Below are 17,074 nucleotides of genomic sequence, written 5' to 3'. Positions count from 1 at the left end.
CATATACATATAGTTTAATATATATTTTGACTTCTGTATTCCATTAAAACTGTATTCTGCCAAATATCATTTTTATCCTTTGCTATCTTTTCTCTATAACCTACTTCACGGAATCCACATTTTTTATGGAGTTTTAAGCTTGCTTTATTTGCTTGAAATATTGAAGATTGCAAAGTCCAGATTCCATTTTTTTCTGCTTCATCTTTTATCTTATTTAAAAGAAATTCACCAAGTTTTTTTCCTTGATGAGCTTTATCAATATATATACTTACTTCAGTTACTCCACAATAGTCTATTCTGCTGGATGTGGGACTGAGCGCTGCCCAACCTACTACACTGCCGCTATTATGACATAATATAAATCTGCATGCTTTCAAATGTGAACTTTCCCATGATTTCTTATCAGGTAAATCTTTTCTGAATGTAGATATTCCTGATTCTATTCCCTGTTTATATATTTTCAGTACATCTTCCCAATCTTTATCTTCCATTTCTCTGATAAAATATTCCATATAATCCCCCTTTGATCTTTATAATAGAATTTTATCATATAAAAACAAAAATTTCTAAACTATTATATCTCCAACTGTCATATTCAAATATTTTATTAAATCTTTTGGTGATATTATAATCTGAATTCCTCTCATTCCACCACTTACAAATATTGTATCCTTTGTTGCAGCTGACTGATGTATAAATGCTTTATGTTTTTTCTTTATCCCAACAGGTGAACATCCCCCTCTAATGTATCCAGTCATATTAAAAAGTTCTTTCATTTCTAACATTTCTACTTTTTTATCTCCAGATAGTTTTGCTAATTTTTTTAAATCAATATTATCACTTCCAGGAATACAGGCTACCAGCATTTCTCTTTTTTCATTTAAAAGTATTAAAGTCTTAAATATCTTTGTTATATCCTGCCCTGTTTTTATTGATACAGATATTGCACTTAGATCATTCTCATCTACTTCATATTCTACATATTCATATTTTATTTTATTTTTATCCAGTTCTCTCATTGCATTAGTTTTCTTCATAATGACCTCCAGAAAAAATTTTCCAAAAAATAAAAAAATGGCGCTTCCTAATGGACTTGAACCATTGACACTGCGGTTAACAGCCGCATGCTCTACCGACTGAGCTAAGGAAGCACTCATTTGAGCTTGGCAAGTTCCTATCCTCCCGGGAGGCTTCCCTCCAAGTACTTTCAGCGTTTACGGGCTTAACTTCTGGGTTCGGAATGGGACCAGGTGTACCCCCGCAGCTATTCTTACCAAGCTGTGTCTTTATTTTTTCTAATAGACACTTGAAACTATATAGTAGCATACGCTTTCGCGCTTTCAATCTTTAGGTTAAAACTTTGACTTATTAGTATTGGTCAGCTAAAAGCCTCGCAGCTCTTACACCCCCAACCTATCAACCTTCTAGTCTCGAAGGAGTCTTAAAGAATACTTATCTTGAAGCTGGTTTCCCGCTTAGATGCTTTCAGCGGTTATCCGTTCCAAACGTGACTACCCAGCTGTGCCACTGGCGTGACAACTGGTACATCAGAGGTTTGTCCATCCCGGTCCTCTCGTACTAAGGACAGATCTTCTCAATATTCTAACGCCTACAGTGGATAGGGACCGAACTGTCTCACGACGTTCTGAACCCAGCTCACGTACCGCTTTAATGGGCGAACAGCCCAACCCTTGGGACCTTCTCCAGCCCCAGGATGCGATGAGCCGACATCGAGGTGCCAAACTTTGCCGTCGATATGGACTCTCGGGCAAAATCAGCCTGTTATCCCCAGGGTAGCTTTTATCCGTTGAGCGACGACCCTTCCATTCGGAATCGCCGGATCACTATGTCCTGCTTTCGCACCTGCTCGACCCGTCAGTCTCGCAGTTAAGCTCTCTTATGCCATTGCACTCTGCGGTTGATTTCCATCCAACCTGAGAGAACCTTTGAACGCCTCCGTTACTCTTTCGGAGGCGACCGCCCCAGTCAAACTGCCCACCTAGCACTGTTTCCGTGGCTGCAAACCACAGATTAGAATTTCGACATTGAATGGTTGGTATTCCACCGACAACTCCAATACAGCTAGCGCCATATCTTCATAGTTTCCCAACTATCCTATACATGCAATGCCAAAACCCAATACCAAGCTACAGTAAAGCTCCATGGGGTCTTTCCGTCCTACTGTAGGTAACCGGTATCTTCACCGGTAGTACAATTTCACCAGGCCTCCCGTCAAGACAGCGCTCAAATCATTACACCATTCGTGCAGGTCGGAACTTACCCGACAAGGAATTTCGCTACCTTAGGACCGTTATAGTTACGGCCGCCGTTCACCGGGGCTTCAATTCGGAGCTCTCACTCCTCCTCTTAACCTTCCGGCACTGGGCAGGTGTCAGCCCATATACATCGCCTTACAGCTTAGCATAGACCTGTGTTTTTGTTAAACAGTTGCTTGAGCCTCTTCACTGCGACCCCCAAATGCTTCATAATGCGTAATTACTAACATCCAGGGGCACCCCTTCTCCCAAAGTTACGGGGCAATTTTGCAGAGTTCCTTAACGAGAGTTAGCCTGTCCGCCTTAGATTTCTCATCCTGACCACCTGTGTCGGTTTCGGGTACGGGCAGTTATACCTTAACGTTAGAAGCTTTTCTCGGCAGCGTGGGATTTGTGCATTCATCTTACGACTATATATCACACCTCAAGTCTAATCTAGCGGATTTTCCTACTAGACCACTCTACATGCTTTTACGGGAACTTCCGTTCTCCCGCGCACATACCCTTCTGCGTCCCTCCATCACAAAATATAACTGGCACAGAAATATTAATCTGTTTTCCATTCGCCTACGCATTTTAGCCTCGGCTTAGGTCCCGGCTTACTCAGGGAAGACAAGCTTTACCCTGAAAACCTTGGTCTTCCGGCGAGGGGGATTCTCGCCCCCTTTCTCGCTACTTATTCCTGCATTCTCACTTCTGATACCTCCAGAGTTGCTTACGCTTCTCCTTCAACGGCCTACAGAACGCTCTCCTACCAATTGCTTGCGCAATTCCACAGCTTCGGTTTATAACTTAGCCCCGTTACATTGTCGGCGCAGAGACTCTCGACCAGTGAGCTATTACGCACTCTTTAAAGGTATGGCTGCTTCTAAGCCAACCTCCTGGTTGTTTGTGAATCTCCACCTCCTTTCCCACTTAGTTATAATTAGGGACCTTAGCTGGTGGTCTGGGTTGTTTCCCTTTTGACAATGGAAGTTAATTCCCATAGTCTCACTCCTGAGCTTTGAATTATGGTATTCGGAGTTTGATTGAATTCAGTAAGCAATATGCCCCCTAGTTCATTCAGTGCTCTACCCCCATAATTAAACACTCAAGGCTGCACCTAAATGCATTTCGGAGAGAACGAGCTATCTCCTAGTTCGATTGGCTTTTCACCCCTAAACCTACCTCATCTCCCAACTTTTCAACGGCGGTGAGTTCGGGCCTCCACTGTGTCTTACCACAGCTTCACCCTGGACAGGCTTAGATCACCAGGTTTCGCGTCTACGCCCAGCGACTATGTCGCCCTATTCAGACTCGGTTTCCCTTCGGCTCCGTTATACTTAACCTCGCCACTGAACGTAACTCGCAGGATCATTCTCCAAAAGGCACGCCATCACTCCGAAGAGCTCTGACCGCTTGTAAGCACACAGTTTCAGGTTCTATTTCACTCCCCTCCCGGGGTTCTTTTCACCTTTCCCTCACGGTACTATACGCTATCGGTTAGTAAGAGTATTTAGCCTTACGAGATATGGTCCTCGCAGATTCACACAGAATTCCTCGTGTTCCATGTTACTTGGGAGAGAACATACATTCTAATGAGTTTACCTGTACAGGATTATCACCTTCTACGATCTAGCTTTCCAACTAGTTCCAGTTCGGTCATTAGATATGTTGAATATCTTACAGTTCTTCAAACGTTCTTCCCACAACCCCATATAAGCAACGGCTGTATCCTTGACACTTATATGGTTTAGGCTCATCCCCGTTCGCTCGCCGCTACTTGGGGAATCGTTTTTACTTTCTTTTCCTCGAGTTACTTAGATGTTTCAGTTCACTCGGTACCCTCTTTCGTGCTAAGACTCCATCTTAGCAGATTGCTCCATTCGGAAATCTTGGGGTTGGCGCTCGTTTGCAGCTAACCCAAGCTTATCGCAGCTTACCACGTCCTTCATCGGCTCTTACTACCTAGGCATTCCCTGTGTGCCCTTAATTATTTTAACCTATTTTGTTTTTGTTTAATTTGATTGACAGCTAACTCTGTTTATATAAACAAGAGTTAAAATTGTATTTTATCTACTATATAGTTTCCAATGTCCATAAAAAAATCGAAAAAAAATTTGGTGGAGATAAGCGGGATCGAACCGCTGACCTACGCAGTGCAAGTGCGTCGCTCTCCCAACTGAGCTATATCCCCATACCATATGGTGCGTTTGAGTGGACTCGAACCACCGACCTCACGCTTATCAGGCGTGTGCTCTAACCAGCTGAGCTACAAACGCATTCATAAAGATACTGTTCTATTTTTAGATGATAACTGCCGTTATCACAAGAACACCATCAATAGAATAGAGAAAGAGAAATGATCTCCTTAGAAAGGAGGTGATCCATCCGCACGTTCCCGTACGGATACCTTGTTACGACTTCACCCCAATCGCTAATCACACCCTCGGAACATCCCTCCTTACGGTTAGGCCTGTTACTTCAGGTGCAACCAACTCTCGTGGTGTGACGGGCGGTGTGTACAAGACCCGAGAACGTATTCACCGCAACATAGCTGATTTGCGATTACTAGCGATTCCAACTTCATGTACTCGAGTTGCAGAGTACAATCCGAACTAAGAATAGTTTTATGAGATTAGCTTACCCTCGCAGGTTTGCAGCTCTCTGTACTACCCATTGTAGCACGTGTGTAGCCCAGCGTATAAGGGGCATGATGACTTGACGTCATCCCCACCTTCCTCCTGCTCATCGCAGGCAGTCTCGCATGAGTCCCCAACTTAATGATGGTAACATACGAAAGGGGTTGCGCTCGTTGCGGGACTTAACCCAACATCTCACGACACGAGCTGACGACAGCCATGCACCACCTGTCACCAAGTTCCTCCGAAGAGGCACGAAAACATCTCTGTTAACTTCTTGGGATGTCAAACGCTGGTAAGGTTCCTCGCGTTGCGTCGAATTAAACCACATGCTCCACCGCTTGTGCGGGTCCCCGTCAATTCCTTTGAGTTTCATACTTGCGTACGTACTCCCCAGGCGGATTACTTATCGCGTTAGCTTGGGCGCTGAGGTTCGACCCCCAACACCTAGTAATCATCGTTTACGGCGTGGACTACCAGGGTATCTAATCCTGTTTGCTACCCACGCTTTCGCGCTTTAGCGTCAGTATCTGTCCAGTAGGCTGGCTTCCCCATCGGCATTCCTACAAATATCTACGAATTTCACCTCTACACTTGTAGTTCCGCCTACCTCTCCAGTACTCTAGTTTAGCAGTTTCCAACGCAATACGGGGTTGAGCCCCGCATTTTCACATCAGACTTACTAAGCCGCCTAGACGCGCTTTACGCCCAATAAATCCGGATAACGCTTGCGACATACGTATTACCGCGGCTGCTGGCACGTATTTAGCCGTCGCTTCTTCTGTTGGTACCGTCACTGACTTCTTCCCAACTGAAAGCACTTTACATTCCGAAAAACTTCTTCGTGCACACAGAATTGCTGGATCAGACTTTTGGTCCATTGTCCAATATTCCCCACTGCTGCCTCCCGTAGGAGTAAGGGCCGTGTCTCAGTCCCCTTGTGGCCGTTCACCCTCTCAGGCCGGCTACCCATCATCGTCTTGGTGAGCCGTTACCTCACCAACTAACTAATGGGACGCAAAGCTCTCTCACAGCGCATATAGCTTTCATAACCAGATCATGCGACCCAATCATAATATCCGGTATTAGCATTCGTTTCCAAATGTTGTCCCAGTCTGTAAGGCAAGTTCTTTACGCGTTACTCACCCGTCCGCCACCTTCACCCGAAGGATCAAGTAGACTTGCATGTGTTAAGCATTCTGTCAGCGTTCATCCTGAGCCAGGATCAAACTCTTCGTTCAATCTATTTACTCAGTTTTTTTAACTGATTGTTTACACCTATTTATTGTTTGTTGATTTTTTCTTCTCTCTCTATTCTGTTGTTAATGTCCTTTTTTATTGCTTTTTGCTTCCCGCTTTCCTGCGGTACATTGATTATAATATCATAGTTTTTAGGTTTCGTCAATATTTTTTTTACTTTTTTTCAAAAAAAATTATTTATTTATTAAAGTCTTTAATTTATCTTTTATATTACTAGCTTTTCTTAAATTTTAACATCAAATCTTTTCCCCAAGGTTTCTTTATATTTTTAAAATATATTTTTTAAAGATATACTTAATTTCACTTCTTCTTTTGTCACAAGATTTCCAGATTCAACAATGTTACCATCTACTACAACTTTATATTCTCCTAAAACCTTTCCTGCTTCTACTGGAGCAATTGCTCCTTTATTTCTCTTTATAGATATTTTTATATCACTGTCTTTATTTAAAATATCTGTAAAGTTTTTATCAGGATATAAATCAGCATATTCCTTTTCTCCACTAAATACAGGTACTTTAGCTATAGAAATGTTTTCATCAGTAAGTTTTCTGAACTGATAATGCTCATAAAATTCTTCCATTTGATTTAAAACACTCTCATCCCTCTTTTTATAAGTAGCCCCTCCCACAACAACTGTAAATATTTGCATACCTTCCTTATCACTTAATACAGAAATATTATATCCTACTTTAGAATGATGTCCTGTTTTTATTCCATATATCCCTTCTTCACCTAATAAAAGATTTCTATTTTTTATTTTCAGCTTCCCATCATGTATAGTAGTTTCTTTTATAGAAGCTATTTCCATATATTTACTATATTTAGCAGCTTCAAGAGATAATTTATATATTCCTCTTGTTGTTCCAGCATCCATTCCTTTTTTAGTCATATCACTTGGAAGACCTGCTGGTGTATAAAACTCCAGTTCCTTCTCTAATCCTAAGTCTGTTGATTTTTTATTCATCATTTTTACAAATTTATCTACATCCCCTTTTCCTATATATTCAGCTATTGCATAGGCTGCATTATTAGCTGAGTATATAGCCGTTGCTTTAATTAAATCTTCAAGTGTGAAAACATCTCCTTCTTTCATAGGGATTCTGCTCCCTCCGATTTGAGCTGATTTCTTACTGATTTTAATTTTATCTTTCATTCTTATGCTGCCTTTTTCCAGGTGGTCAAAAGTTACCATTAAAGTCATCATTTTTGTAAGAGAAGCCAAAGGGTATTTTTCATCTATGTTTTCTGAATAATATATTTTTCCTTTTTCATCTCCTAAAAGTATTGCTTTATATGAAGGTTTTTCCTCTTTCACTGTAACTTCATTTTCTGCTTCTTTAGCAAAAACTGTAGAACTAGCAAGTATAATAGTTAATAACAATACATTTATAATTTTCTTCATTACGCATCTCCTGTTGTATAAAAATAAGCTTCTGTAAAATTATATCACAAATTTACAGAAGCTTATATTAAAAATTAATTTTTCAATGAGCTATTTTTATTTTTCTTCTTTTTTATCTTTTTTAGAAAGGTAATCTTCAATAGCTAATTTAATAGCTTCCTCTGCAAGTACAGAACAATGCATTTTCACTGGTGGAAGTCCACCTAATGCCTCTACTACTTTTTTATTTGTAAGAGCTAAAGCTTCATCAACAGTTTTTCCCATAATAAGTTCTGTAGATACTGAAGAGCTAGCTATTGCTGAAGCACACCCAAAAGTTCTAAACTTAACATCAGTTATTATATTGTCTTCTACTTTAATAAATATTTCCATTATATCCCCACATGAAGGATTTCCTACTTTTCCATATCCAGATGGATTCTCTATAACTCCAACATTATGCGGATTCATAAAATGTTCCATTACTTTTTCTGTATATTGCATTTTCATACTCCTTATTTACATTATTTATTTTTAAATTCATTCCAAAGAGGAGAGATCGCTCTTAATTTTTCGATCACTTCTACCAGAACATCCAATGTATAATCTATTTCTTCCTTTGTATTATATTTTCCTAAACCAAATCTAATAGTCCCATGTGCAAACTCAGGTTCAATTCCCATTGCCAACAATACATGAGAAGCCTGTAAATCATCTGATGAACAAGCTGATCCTGAACTTACTGCTATCCCTTTATAACTTAAACTAAGAAGAATTGATTCTCCTTCAAGATATTTAAATGTTATACTTGAAGTTCCTGGAAGTCTTTTTGCTTCTTTAGCATTTATTACAACCTCAGGTATTCTCTTCAATACTTCACTTTCAAAATAATCTCTTAATTCTTCTTCTTTTTTGAATTCTTCTGCCATATCTCTGTAAGCTATTTCTAGTGCCTTAGCCATTCCAACCATTCCTGGAACATTTGAAGTTCCTGGTCTTCTTTTTCCTTCTTGACCTCCACCTGTAAGAACTTTACCAAATCTTACTCCATTTCTCCAATAAAGAGCTGCTACTCCTTTAGGTCCATAGAATTTATGTGCAGAAAAAGAAAGAAGATCTATTCCCATTTCTTTTGGTTTTATATCTACTTTTCCCATTGTCTGAACTGCATCCACATGGAATATAATTTTATTTTCTTTTGCTATTTTACCTATTTCTTCTATTGGTTGGAAAGTTCCAACTTCATTATTAGCATGCATTACAGTTATTAAGATAGTTTCATCTTTTATTGCATTTTTAAGTTCCTCTACATCCAACATTCCATTTTTATCAACATGAAGAATTGTTACTTCATACCCTTCATCTTCAAGATCTTTTAATGTATTTTTAATTGCTGGGTGCTCTATTGGACTTGCTATTATATGTTTTCCTCTATTTTTATATGCTCTGGCTATTCCTCTAATTGCAAGGTTGTCAGATTCACTTCCTGATGCTGTGAATATAATTTCACTAGGTTCTGCACCAAGATATTTTGCGATAGTTTCTCTTGATTCATTCATAGCTTTATTTGTTTCCTTACCAAAAAGATGCAAGCTTGAAGCGTTTCCATAGTACTCTGTTAAATAAGGTACCATTGCTTCAAATACTTCATTATCCATCTTTGTTGTTGCATTATTGTCTAGATAAACTCTCATATTTATCGTCTCCTTGAATTACATTTCTATTACTACTATGTTATACCATTCCTTATTTATTTTGTCAAGAATTAAAATGATTATTTATCTATATTTTTTCCATAATTACAAAACTCTTTTATTTCACATTCACTGCATTTTGGTCTTCTAGCTATACATTTATCTCTTCCTTGTAATATAAGGTAGTGTGAAAAATCAATCCAATCTTTTTTAGGAACTATTTTCATAAGCTCCTGCTCTATTTTTACAGGATCATCATTTTTTACCAATCCAATAAGATTTGTCAATCTTTTTACATGAGTATCTACAGTTATTCCATCTGCAAGTCCCCATACTTCACCTCTTACTACATTGGCTGTTTTTCTTCCTACTCCTGCCAGTCCTATTAATTCATCCATATCTTTTGGTATCTCTCCATTATATTTTGAAAGAAGCTGCTGGCTGCATAATTTTATATTTTTTGCTTTATTTCTAAAAAATCCTGTACTTTTTATCATCTCTTCTATTTTTTCTACTGGAAGAGCTGCAAAACCTTCAGGAGTATTAACTTTTTTATACATCTCTTTTGTAACAATATTTACTCTTACATCTGTACATTGAGCTGAAAGAATAACAGCTACAAGAAGTTCAAAAGGTGTCTTAAAGTCCAAGGCACATTTAGGATCCCCAAATTTTTCATGAAGTTTTTCAAGTATTTTTTTTACTTTTTCTTTCTTAGTCATAGTTTTTTCCTCTGAAGTTTTCACTTTCTTCTCAAATAAAATATGTTCAGTCCCATTATATTCTTCTATTTTTTTTCGTTTAAAACCAATCTTACTAAATACTTTTTGTGATATCTCATTTTCTTCTAATATATATGCTGATATTTTTTTTATATTGGGCTTTTCAAAGCAGAGTTCATTGATACTATTGAGAATAACAGTTTCTGAATACCCTTTTCCTCTTATATCTTCTATAAGATATACACTTATAGCAGCTTCTTCTTCATCTAATTCAAATTTTACAGTTCCTAAAAACTCCCTGCTCAAACTTTCTACAGTATAGAAAAGATATGATGGTGAATTTATAACAAAACTGTACCATCTTCTATGAGCCTCCCACTGCTCTTTTTCATTATCAGGATAGTATTTTTTTACATAATTCAGATGGATATACCTATAAATGTCAGGTATATCCTTATCCATAATTTTTCTCAATATTATCTCAATCAATAAACTCACCTTTGACTATTTTAAAACTACTTTATGATATTTTTTCTTTCCTATTTTAACAAGGAATTCACCATCTGTGAAAAGTTCTTTTGTTATAGGCATAGCAAAATCTGTAACTTTGCTGTCTCCTATATTTATACCATTCTGCTGAACTAGTCTTCTTCCTTCACTTTTAGTTTTTAATATTCCTTTTTCTACTAAGAAATCTACAAATCCAGTTCCTAAAGCTGCTTCCTCTATTTCTACTGAAGGAACATTACTCATATCCTGCCCTCCACCAAATAGAGCTTCTGCTGCTGTTTTAGCTTTAAGAGCTTCCTCTTCTCCATGGATCATTTTTGTAACTTCAAAAGCAAGTATCTTTTTAGCTTCATTTATTTCTGCACCTTCTAATGCACTTAATCTTTTTACTTCATCCATAGGAATGAATGTTAATAATGAAAGACATTTTTCAACATCTGCATCATCAACATTTCTCCAATATTGATAAAATTCATATGGAGATGTTTTTTCAGGATCTAGCCATAAAGCTCCTTTAGCTGTTTTTCCCATTTTCTTTCCTTCACTGTTAGTAAGAAGAGTACAAGTCATAGCAAAAGCTTGTTTTTGTTCTTTTTTTCTGATAAGTTCTACTCCTGCTATCATATTAGACCATTGGTCATCTCCACCTAACTGCATAGTACATCCATGTTTTTGATTCAACACAAGAAAATCATATCCCTGCATAAGCATATAGTTAAATTCAAGGAAAGAAAGTCCTACTTCCATTCTTGATTTGAAACATTCTGCTGCAAGCATTCTATTTACAGAAAAATGTGCTCCTATATCTCTTATAAAATCTACATAGTTAAGTTTTAATAACCAGTCTGCATTGTTTTCAAGTATCGCTTTTCCATCAGAAAAATCTATGAATTTTTCCATTTGTTTTTTTATAGAGGCTGCATTATGAGCAATAATTTCTTTTGTCATCATTGTTCTCATGTCAGTTCTTCCACTTGGATCTCCTATCATGGCAGTTCCTGCACCAAGAAGAGCTATTGGTCTGTGTCCATGTTTTTGCATATGAGACATAAACATCATAGCAATAAAATGTCCCACATGTAAGCTGTCTGCTGTTGGGTCAAACCCTATATAAAAAGTAACTTTCTCTTTCCCTAATATTTCTCTCATTTCTTCTTCATGAGTGAATTGTTTTAAGTATCCACGTCCTACTAACACATCAAATACGTTTTCCATCTCGTCCTCCCTTATTTTTTCTATATTATTTTAACACAAAGCCCTTTATTTTTAAAGAAAAATAAAAGCCTATTGATTGTATCAATAGGCTTTTCTATCTATTAATACATCTCCCTTTACTATTCAAACTGCATGACAAAAGGGATTTAGTTTCCTAAATCCTAGTAGCAGTAATAGTATGAAGATGTTATAAATACATTATTTTTACTAAACATTTTAGACCTCTGTGTATTTTTATTTCTTTAAATTCTACCATGTTTTTCTTAATTTTTCAATTCTTAATTCTTAAGACATATTTTAAAAAGAGCTTTCAAGTTATTCCTGAAAGCTCTATGTTTTATTTTTATCTTTGAATTCCTGGATAAGCCCACATTCCTGCCGCTCTCATCATATCTCTATAAATAACTAATTTTTCATTATTAGATACTTTTTGTGCTTCTTCTAAAGTTGGATAATCCAAATATACTAAATTATCCATAACTGAAAGATTTAACCCCTCACTTATAGCCATTTCTTTAAAAACAGCCAGTCCTCTTCTCATATGGCTTGCACTGCTTATTAAAGTCATGTTTTCTATTCCTAATTTTTTCATAATCTCTACTGAATAAAGTGCATTTCCTACTGTATCTTTTGCCTGATCTTCAATATGAACTTTATCTGGATTTACCCCTTTTTCCACCAACCATTTTTTCATAAGATACGCTTCTGTTACTCCACCTTTTGGAACTCCCCCAGTTACTATTATTTCAGCATCAGGATTTTTTTTAGACATAGCAAGCCCTTGTTCCAGTCTTCCTATTAATGGCTCTTTCATTACTCCATTTTCTCCTAAAGCATATCCTAAAATAACGATAGCATGATTTTTTAAATTTAAAGATTCTGGTTTTACTTTCAGAACAGTATTCATATAATTATCTGTTCTGTCAAATCTTTCTACAAATTTCCTAGTCATTTCTGGATAAATTTTTTCCATAGCTGCTATTGTATTAGTGTAAGTATTATTATCTCCTAAAGCTCTGCTATACCCAGCTAACAAAATATTTGCATCAAAACTTTCAGGATATATTTTTATTATATCTTTATATGTAGCTAAAGCTTCTTGTACTTTACTTTGAAGTACTTGAGTTGTTGCTATTCCAAATCTCAAGTCTAATCTATCAGGGTCAAGTATACTTGCTTCTCTGAAAGAATTTTCAACAACATCATATTTTCCTTTTAATGTTATTCCTTTAAAAAATTCTTTTTCTACTTTTTGTAAATCTCCCCCATTCCAATAGTAGTATATTCCAGTTTGAGTATATTCATTTATTTTCTTCTGATCTTCAAAAGTTTTTGTTGAAGTACATCCTACTAAGGATAATACAGTTAAAATTCCTGCTACTAATTTCAATTTATTCATGTATAATACCCCCTAATATAGTATTGGTTAATAGTTTAATTTTAGCACAGTTCTTTAACTCTTTCAATCAAAATATGAATTTTTATTTCATATCTTTTAAAAAAAATGCTATAAAATTTCAAAAAAAGGAGCAGAAATTTCTTCTTGCTCCTTAGTTATTTATTATACTTATTTTACTTTTTCCAATGCTTTATCTAAATCAGCTATTATATCCTCTATATTTTCCAATCCTACTGACAACCTTACTAATCCTTCAGGGATTCCAGCTTCTTTTAACTCTTCACTTGTATAAGCTGAGTGTGTCATTGATGCTGGATGCTGTATCAATGTTTCTGTATCTCCCAAACTTACTGCAAGAGCACACATTTCCACATTATTTAATAATGTTTTTCCTGCTTCAAATCCACCTTTAAGTTCAAATGACATTATTCCCCCAAACCCTGTCATTTGTTTTTTAGCTATCTTATATCCTTCATGATCTTCCAGTCCTGGATAATATACTTTTGATACTTTAGGATGTGCATTTAAATATTCAGCAACTTTCATTGCATTTTCACAATGTCTTTGCATTCTTATTTCAAAAGTTTTTAATCCTCTTATTATAAGATGTGCTTCTGTTGGTCCTAATACTGATCCTGTCATATCTTTTATTCCAAATAATTTTACTTCTGTTATAAGCTCTTTGTTTCCAACTACAAATCCTGCTATTACATCTCCATGTCCATTCAGATATTTAGTTGCTGAATGAACTACCAAATCTGCTCCTAATTCCAAAGGTCTTTGTAAATATGGAGAAGCAAATGTATTATCCACTACTACCTTTGTATATTCATTTGTATGAGCTATTTTTGCTATTTCTTCTATATCTGATATTTTTAAATTTGGATTTGCTGGTGTTTCAAGATATACTACTCTCGTATTTTTCTTCATAGCTTTTTTTACTGCTTCTAAGTCAGATGTATCTAAAAATTCAACCTCAACTCCATATCTAGTCATTCCATGGCTCAATAATGCGAAGGTGCATCCATACAGTATTTTATCAGCTATTACATGATCCCCTGCTCTCAGCAGTGTCCAAAGTGCAGATGATATAGCTCCCATTCCTGAAGATGTTGCTGCTGCTGCCTCTCCACACTCTAATGCAGCTATTTTTTCTTCTGCTACTGTTGTTGTAGGGTTTCCAAGTCTTGAATAGATATACCCTTCCTCTTTTCCTGCAAATCTTGCTCCTCCTTGCTCTGTAGAATCAAATACAAATGTTGATGTTTGATATATTGGAGTTGATAAAGCTCCAAATGGATTTTTTCCTTGTCCTGCATGAATAGCTATTGTTCCTATTCCTTTATTTTTTAAGTCTTTCATTGCTCCCCCTCCATAAAATTTAAAATAATCTTATATTAATTTTTATTCTCTTATTCCATTAGGATTTTTTTCAATAAATTCTTTTTCTTCTTTTGTACGCAGTAGCCCAAATTGAATAGTAATACAAGTTGTAATTATTAGGGCAAACATATAGAACATGTATTTCAATACTGCCATAGGTGATACATCTGAAAGCCCTGTAACTATCAACATACCTCCATCATAAGGTGTCAATGCAATAAATGCACAGGCAAATATATCTATAAGGCTGGCAAGACGTTTTGGAGCAATTCCATAATTTTTACCTATTTCCTTAGCTATAGGAGCTGATATAATTATAGCAATTGTATTATTTACCAAAGCTGCTGATAAAAGTCCTGAAAGAAGTCCAATTCCATATTCTGCACCTTTACGTTCCTTAATTCTAGATACAATACTATTTACAAGCCAATCTACTCCACCATAATATTTAATTAATCCTATAAGTCCAGAAATCAATATAGCTACAATAGTAATACTGAACATGTCTTCCATTCCACCACCAATTGCACCTACCCAATCTAGGAAACTTATACTTCCTTCTCCAAGCCCTATAACTCCTGTCATTGCTATCCCTATAAATAAAACTCCTGCTACATTAAATCCCATTAAAGCTGCTATCAATACTACTATATATGGAATTACACGTAGAAGATAAAATGGATGTGCTCCTGTTATTACTCCTGCTCCTCCAAATGCCCAATATCCAATTACTGCAATTATTGCTGCTGGCAGTGCGATAAAAAAGTTCATCTTAAATTTATCTTTCATTTCTGATCCTACACCTTTTGCTGCTGAAATAGTAGTATCTGAAATCATTGAAAGATTATCTCCAAAATATGCTCCTCCTATAACTGCTGCACATGTCAGAGGCAGATTTAGTCCTGCTGCCTGAGCTACACCTATTGCTATTGGAGCCATAGCTGCAACTGTTCCCATAGATGTCCCTATTGCAGTTGAAATAAAACATGATATAAGAAATACTCCTGGAACAAGAGCCGCTCCTGGAATAAATGTAAGTCCAAGGTTAACTACTGATTCAACCCCACCCATAGATTTTGCTGCTCCTTGGAATCCTCCTGCCAATAGGTAAATCAACCCTATAAGTATAACTCCTGCATTTCCTGCATTTTCAGAGAATATATCTATCTTTTTTTCAAGCTTCATTGATTTATTCATAATAAGGGCTACTGCTATCCCTATAAGAAGAGCAACGTGTCTAGGGAATTTTTTAAATGCTCCATCTACTCCCATAAATGTAAATATAAGTCCACTTCCTATGTACAACACTAAAAATACTAATAATGGTAAAAATGCTATTGCACCATATTTTTTTTCTCCACTTTTTTCACTCATTTTAAATCCTCCCTAAGTTCTTATTTTTCTTCTCTCCATTTTTTTATACCTTTTTCTATTCTATTCATTCCTTCTTCTACCATATATCTTGGACAAGCTATATTCATTCTTTCAAACCCTATTCCATTTTCTCCAAACCAGAATCCATCATCTAATGCTATTTTACATTTTTCCTGCATAAACTTTGACAACTCTTCTTTAGATAGTCCTAATTTTGAGAAATCAAACCACATAAGATAAGTTCCTTCTGGTTTTCTAACTTTCACTTCTGGAAGTTTTTCTTTTACAAATTCTATTACATAATCCATATTTCCATTTAAATGCTGAATTAATTGATCCACCCATTCATCACATTTTGTATATCCAGTTTCAAAAGCTACCAGACTGAATGGACTGTTTCTTTTTACATCTAATATTCCAAGTTCATTATCAAATTTTTCCCACTCTTCTCTTCTTGGGAATGTTACAAATGAAGCTTGAAGCCCTGCTATATTAAATGTTTTAGTTGGTGAAAAACAAGTAATAGTATTATCTTCTATTTCTTTTCCTAGAGAAGCTGCTGGTATATGTTTGTATCCTGGCATTATTATATCTCTCCAAATTTCATCAGCTATTACTCTTACTTTATATTTCAAACAAAGCTCAGACATTTTTTGAAGTTCTTCTCTTTTCCATACTCTTCCCACAGGATTATGTGGACTGCATAAAATAAATAAATTAACATTTTCATCTGAAAGTTTTTTCTCAAAATCTTCAAAATCTATTGTATAATATCCTTCAGTATCTTTCACAAGTTCATTTTCTACTACTTCTCTTCCATTATCTCTTATTGTAGCTGCAAAAGGATAATATACTGGACTTTGGATAAGTATTTTTTCCCCTGGTTTAGTCATACTTCTTACTAATAAAGAAAGTGTAGGAACAACTCCTGGGCTATTTATAAGAGTAGTTGGATCAATCTTGTATCCAAATCTTCTTTCTAACCAATCTGCTGCTGCTTGATAATATGAATCTGGTCTATATACATAACCAAATATTCCCTGTTCCACTTTTTCTTTCATAGCCTCTATTATTTCAGGAGCTGTTTTCAAGTCCATATCTGCTATCCACATTGGCCACAAATCATTTGATATAAATTTTTTCCCCATTTCTTCCCATTTAGCTGCATGATTTCCTGTTCTGTCAATTTTTTCATCAAAAGAATATTTCATTTTTTCCTCCTTACAGAAACAACAC

11 protein-coding genes, 3 tRNA genes, 3 rRNA genes and 1 pseudogene are annotated in these 17,074 nt (G+C 36.1%); all 18 read right to left on the bottom strand.

Annotated elements, in window-relative coordinates:
- Window positions 1-14: 14 nt before the first annotated feature.
- Entirely contained in the window at window positions 15-512 is a 498-nt protein-coding gene (locus E0E45_RS16130; protein WP_130892077.1) for a GNAT family N-acetyltransferase, read from the bottom strand.
- Window positions 513-566: 54 nt separating this feature from the next.
- Complete coding sequence (gene ybaK, locus E0E45_RS16125; protein ID WP_130892076.1) at window positions 567-1,037, bottom strand: Cys-tRNA(Pro) deacylase; 471 nt, start codon at window positions 1,035-1,037, stop codon at window positions 567-569.
- A 38-nt stretch (window positions 1,038-1,075) separates the two neighbouring features.
- Window positions 1,076-1,151: transfer RNA gene (locus E0E45_RS16120), tRNA-Asn, on the bottom strand.
- Between the two features lie 10 nt (window positions 1,152-1,161).
- Window positions 1,162-1,278, bottom strand: a 5S ribosomal RNA gene (rrf, locus tag E0E45_RS16115).
- A 70-nt stretch (window positions 1,279-1,348) separates the two neighbouring features.
- A 23S ribosomal RNA gene (locus E0E45_RS16110) occupies window positions 1,349-4,259 on the bottom strand.
- A gap of 117 nt (window positions 4,260-4,376) precedes the next feature.
- Window positions 4,377-4,452: transfer RNA gene (locus tag E0E45_RS16105), tRNA-Ala, on the bottom strand.
- Between the two features lie 8 nt (window positions 4,453-4,460).
- Window positions 4,461-4,537, bottom strand: a tRNA-Ile gene (locus E0E45_RS16100).
- A gap of 93 nt (window positions 4,538-4,630) precedes the next feature.
- Window positions 4,631-6,138 (bottom strand): 16S ribosomal RNA (locus tag E0E45_RS16095).
- Together the 16S, 23S and 5S rRNA genes with 3 tRNA genes alongside form the textbook arrangement of a ribosomal RNA operon.
- A gap of 287 nt (window positions 6,139-6,425) precedes the next feature.
- Complete coding sequence (locus E0E45_RS16090) at window positions 6,426-7,562, bottom strand: D-alanyl-D-alanine carboxypeptidase family protein (RefSeq protein WP_130892075.1); 1,137 nt, start codon at window positions 7,560-7,562, stop codon at window positions 6,426-6,428.
- Window positions 7,563-7,658: 96 nt separating this feature from the next.
- The gene (gene nifU, locus E0E45_RS16085) at window positions 7,659-8,045 is read right to left on the bottom strand and encodes a Fe-S cluster assembly scaffold protein NifU (RefSeq protein ID WP_005982674.1); all 387 of its coding nucleotides are present in this window, start codon (window positions 8,043-8,045) and stop codon (window positions 7,659-7,661) included.
- A 20-nt stretch (window positions 8,046-8,065) separates the two neighbouring features.
- Window positions 8,066-9,235 (bottom strand): cysteine desulfurase NifS, encoded by a 1,170-nt coding sequence (gene nifS, locus E0E45_RS16080; protein WP_130892073.1) that lies wholly within the window; start codon window positions 9,233-9,235, stop codon window positions 8,066-8,068.
- Between the two features lie 80 nt (window positions 9,236-9,315).
- Entirely contained in the window at window positions 9,316-9,957 is a 642-nt protein-coding gene (gene nth / locus E0E45_RS17975; RefSeq protein WP_232044169.1) for an endonuclease III, read from the bottom strand.
- Between the two features lie 72 nt (window positions 9,958-10,029).
- A pseudogene (locus E0E45_RS17970) lies at window positions 10,030-10,455 on the bottom strand (GNAT family N-acetyltransferase); the annotation flags it as partial.
- Between the two features lie 6 nt (window positions 10,456-10,461).
- Window positions 10,462-11,682 (bottom strand): tyrosine--tRNA ligase, encoded by a 1,221-nt coding sequence (gene tyrS, locus E0E45_RS16070; RefSeq protein ID WP_130892071.1) that lies wholly within the window; start codon window positions 11,680-11,682, stop codon window positions 10,462-10,464.
- A gap of 343 nt (window positions 11,683-12,025) precedes the next feature.
- Window positions 12,026-13,081 carry a YdcF family protein gene (locus tag E0E45_RS16065; protein ID WP_130892070.1) on the bottom strand — a complete coding sequence of 352 codons (1,056 nt, stop codon included), beginning with the start codon at window positions 13,079-13,081 and terminating at the stop codon, window positions 12,026-12,028.
- Between the two features lie 168 nt (window positions 13,082-13,249).
- Window positions 13,250-14,443: a methionine gamma-lyase gene (gene megL / locus E0E45_RS16060; RefSeq protein ID WP_130892069.1), complete on the bottom strand. Its 1,194-nt coding sequence runs from the start codon at window positions 14,441-14,443 to the stop codon at window positions 13,250-13,252.
- A gap of 42 nt (window positions 14,444-14,485) precedes the next feature.
- A complete protein-coding gene (locus E0E45_RS16055; protein WP_130892068.1) occupies window positions 14,486-15,838 on the bottom strand; it encodes a Na+/H+ antiporter NhaC family protein in 1,353 nt (450 codons plus the stop codon).
- Between the two features lie 20 nt (window positions 15,839-15,858).
- Window positions 15,859-17,049 carry a MalY/PatB family protein gene (locus E0E45_RS16050; protein ID WP_130892067.1) on the bottom strand — a complete coding sequence of 397 codons (1,191 nt, stop codon included), beginning with the start codon at window positions 17,047-17,049 and terminating at the stop codon, window positions 15,859-15,861.
- Between the last annotated feature and the right edge of the window lie 25 nt (window positions 17,050-17,074).

Origin of the sequence: Fusobacterium ulcerans ATCC 49185 (genome assembly GCF_900683735.1) — a bacterium.
Lineage (GTDB): Bacteria > Fusobacteriota > Fusobacteriia > Fusobacteriales > Fusobacteriaceae > Fusobacterium_A > Fusobacterium_A ulcerans_A.
The sequence above is the reverse complement of the archived record's forward strand: the minus strand, read 5'-3'. Positions and strand labels throughout refer to the sequence as shown.

Bases quoted from the DNA above. Each gene is read 5' to 3' on its own strand.
- E0E45_RS16130 (WP_130892077.1), bottom strand. From the start codon at position 512: ATGGAATATTTTATCAGAGAAATGGAAGATAAAGATTGGGAAGATGTA.
- ybaK (WP_130892076.1), bottom strand. From the start codon at position 1,037: ATGAAGAAAACTAATGCAATGAGAGAACTGGATAAAAATAAAATAAAA.
- E0E45_RS16090 (WP_130892075.1), bottom strand. From the start codon at position 7,562: ATGAAGAAAATTATAAATGTATTGTTATTAACTATTATACTTGCTAGT.
- nifU (WP_005982674.1), bottom strand. From the start codon at position 8,045: ATGCAATATACAGAAAAAGTAATGGAACATTTTATGAATCCGCATAAT.
- nifS (WP_130892073.1), bottom strand. From the start codon at position 9,235: ATGAGAGTTTATCTAGACAATAATGCAACAACAAAGATGGATAATGAA.
- nth (WP_232044169.1), bottom strand. From the start codon at position 9,957: ATGACTAAGAAAGAAAAAGTAAAAAAAATACTTGAAAAACTTCATGAA.
- tyrS (WP_130892071.1), bottom strand. From the start codon at position 11,682: ATGGAAAACGTATTTGATGTGTTAGTAGGACGTGGATACTTAAAACAA.
- E0E45_RS16065 (WP_130892070.1), bottom strand. From the start codon at position 13,081: ATGAATAAATTGAAATTAGTAGCAGGAATTTTAACTGTATTATCCTTA.
- megL (WP_130892069.1), bottom strand. From the start codon at position 14,443: ATGAAAGACTTAAAAAATAAAGGAATAGGAACAATAGCTATTCATGCA.
- E0E45_RS16055 (WP_130892068.1), bottom strand. From the start codon at position 15,838: ATGAGTGAAAAAAGTGGAGAAAAAAAATATGGTGCAATAGCATTTTTA.
- E0E45_RS16050 (WP_130892067.1), bottom strand. From the start codon at position 17,049: ATGAAATATTCTTTTGATGAAAAAATTGACAGAACAGGAAATCATGCA.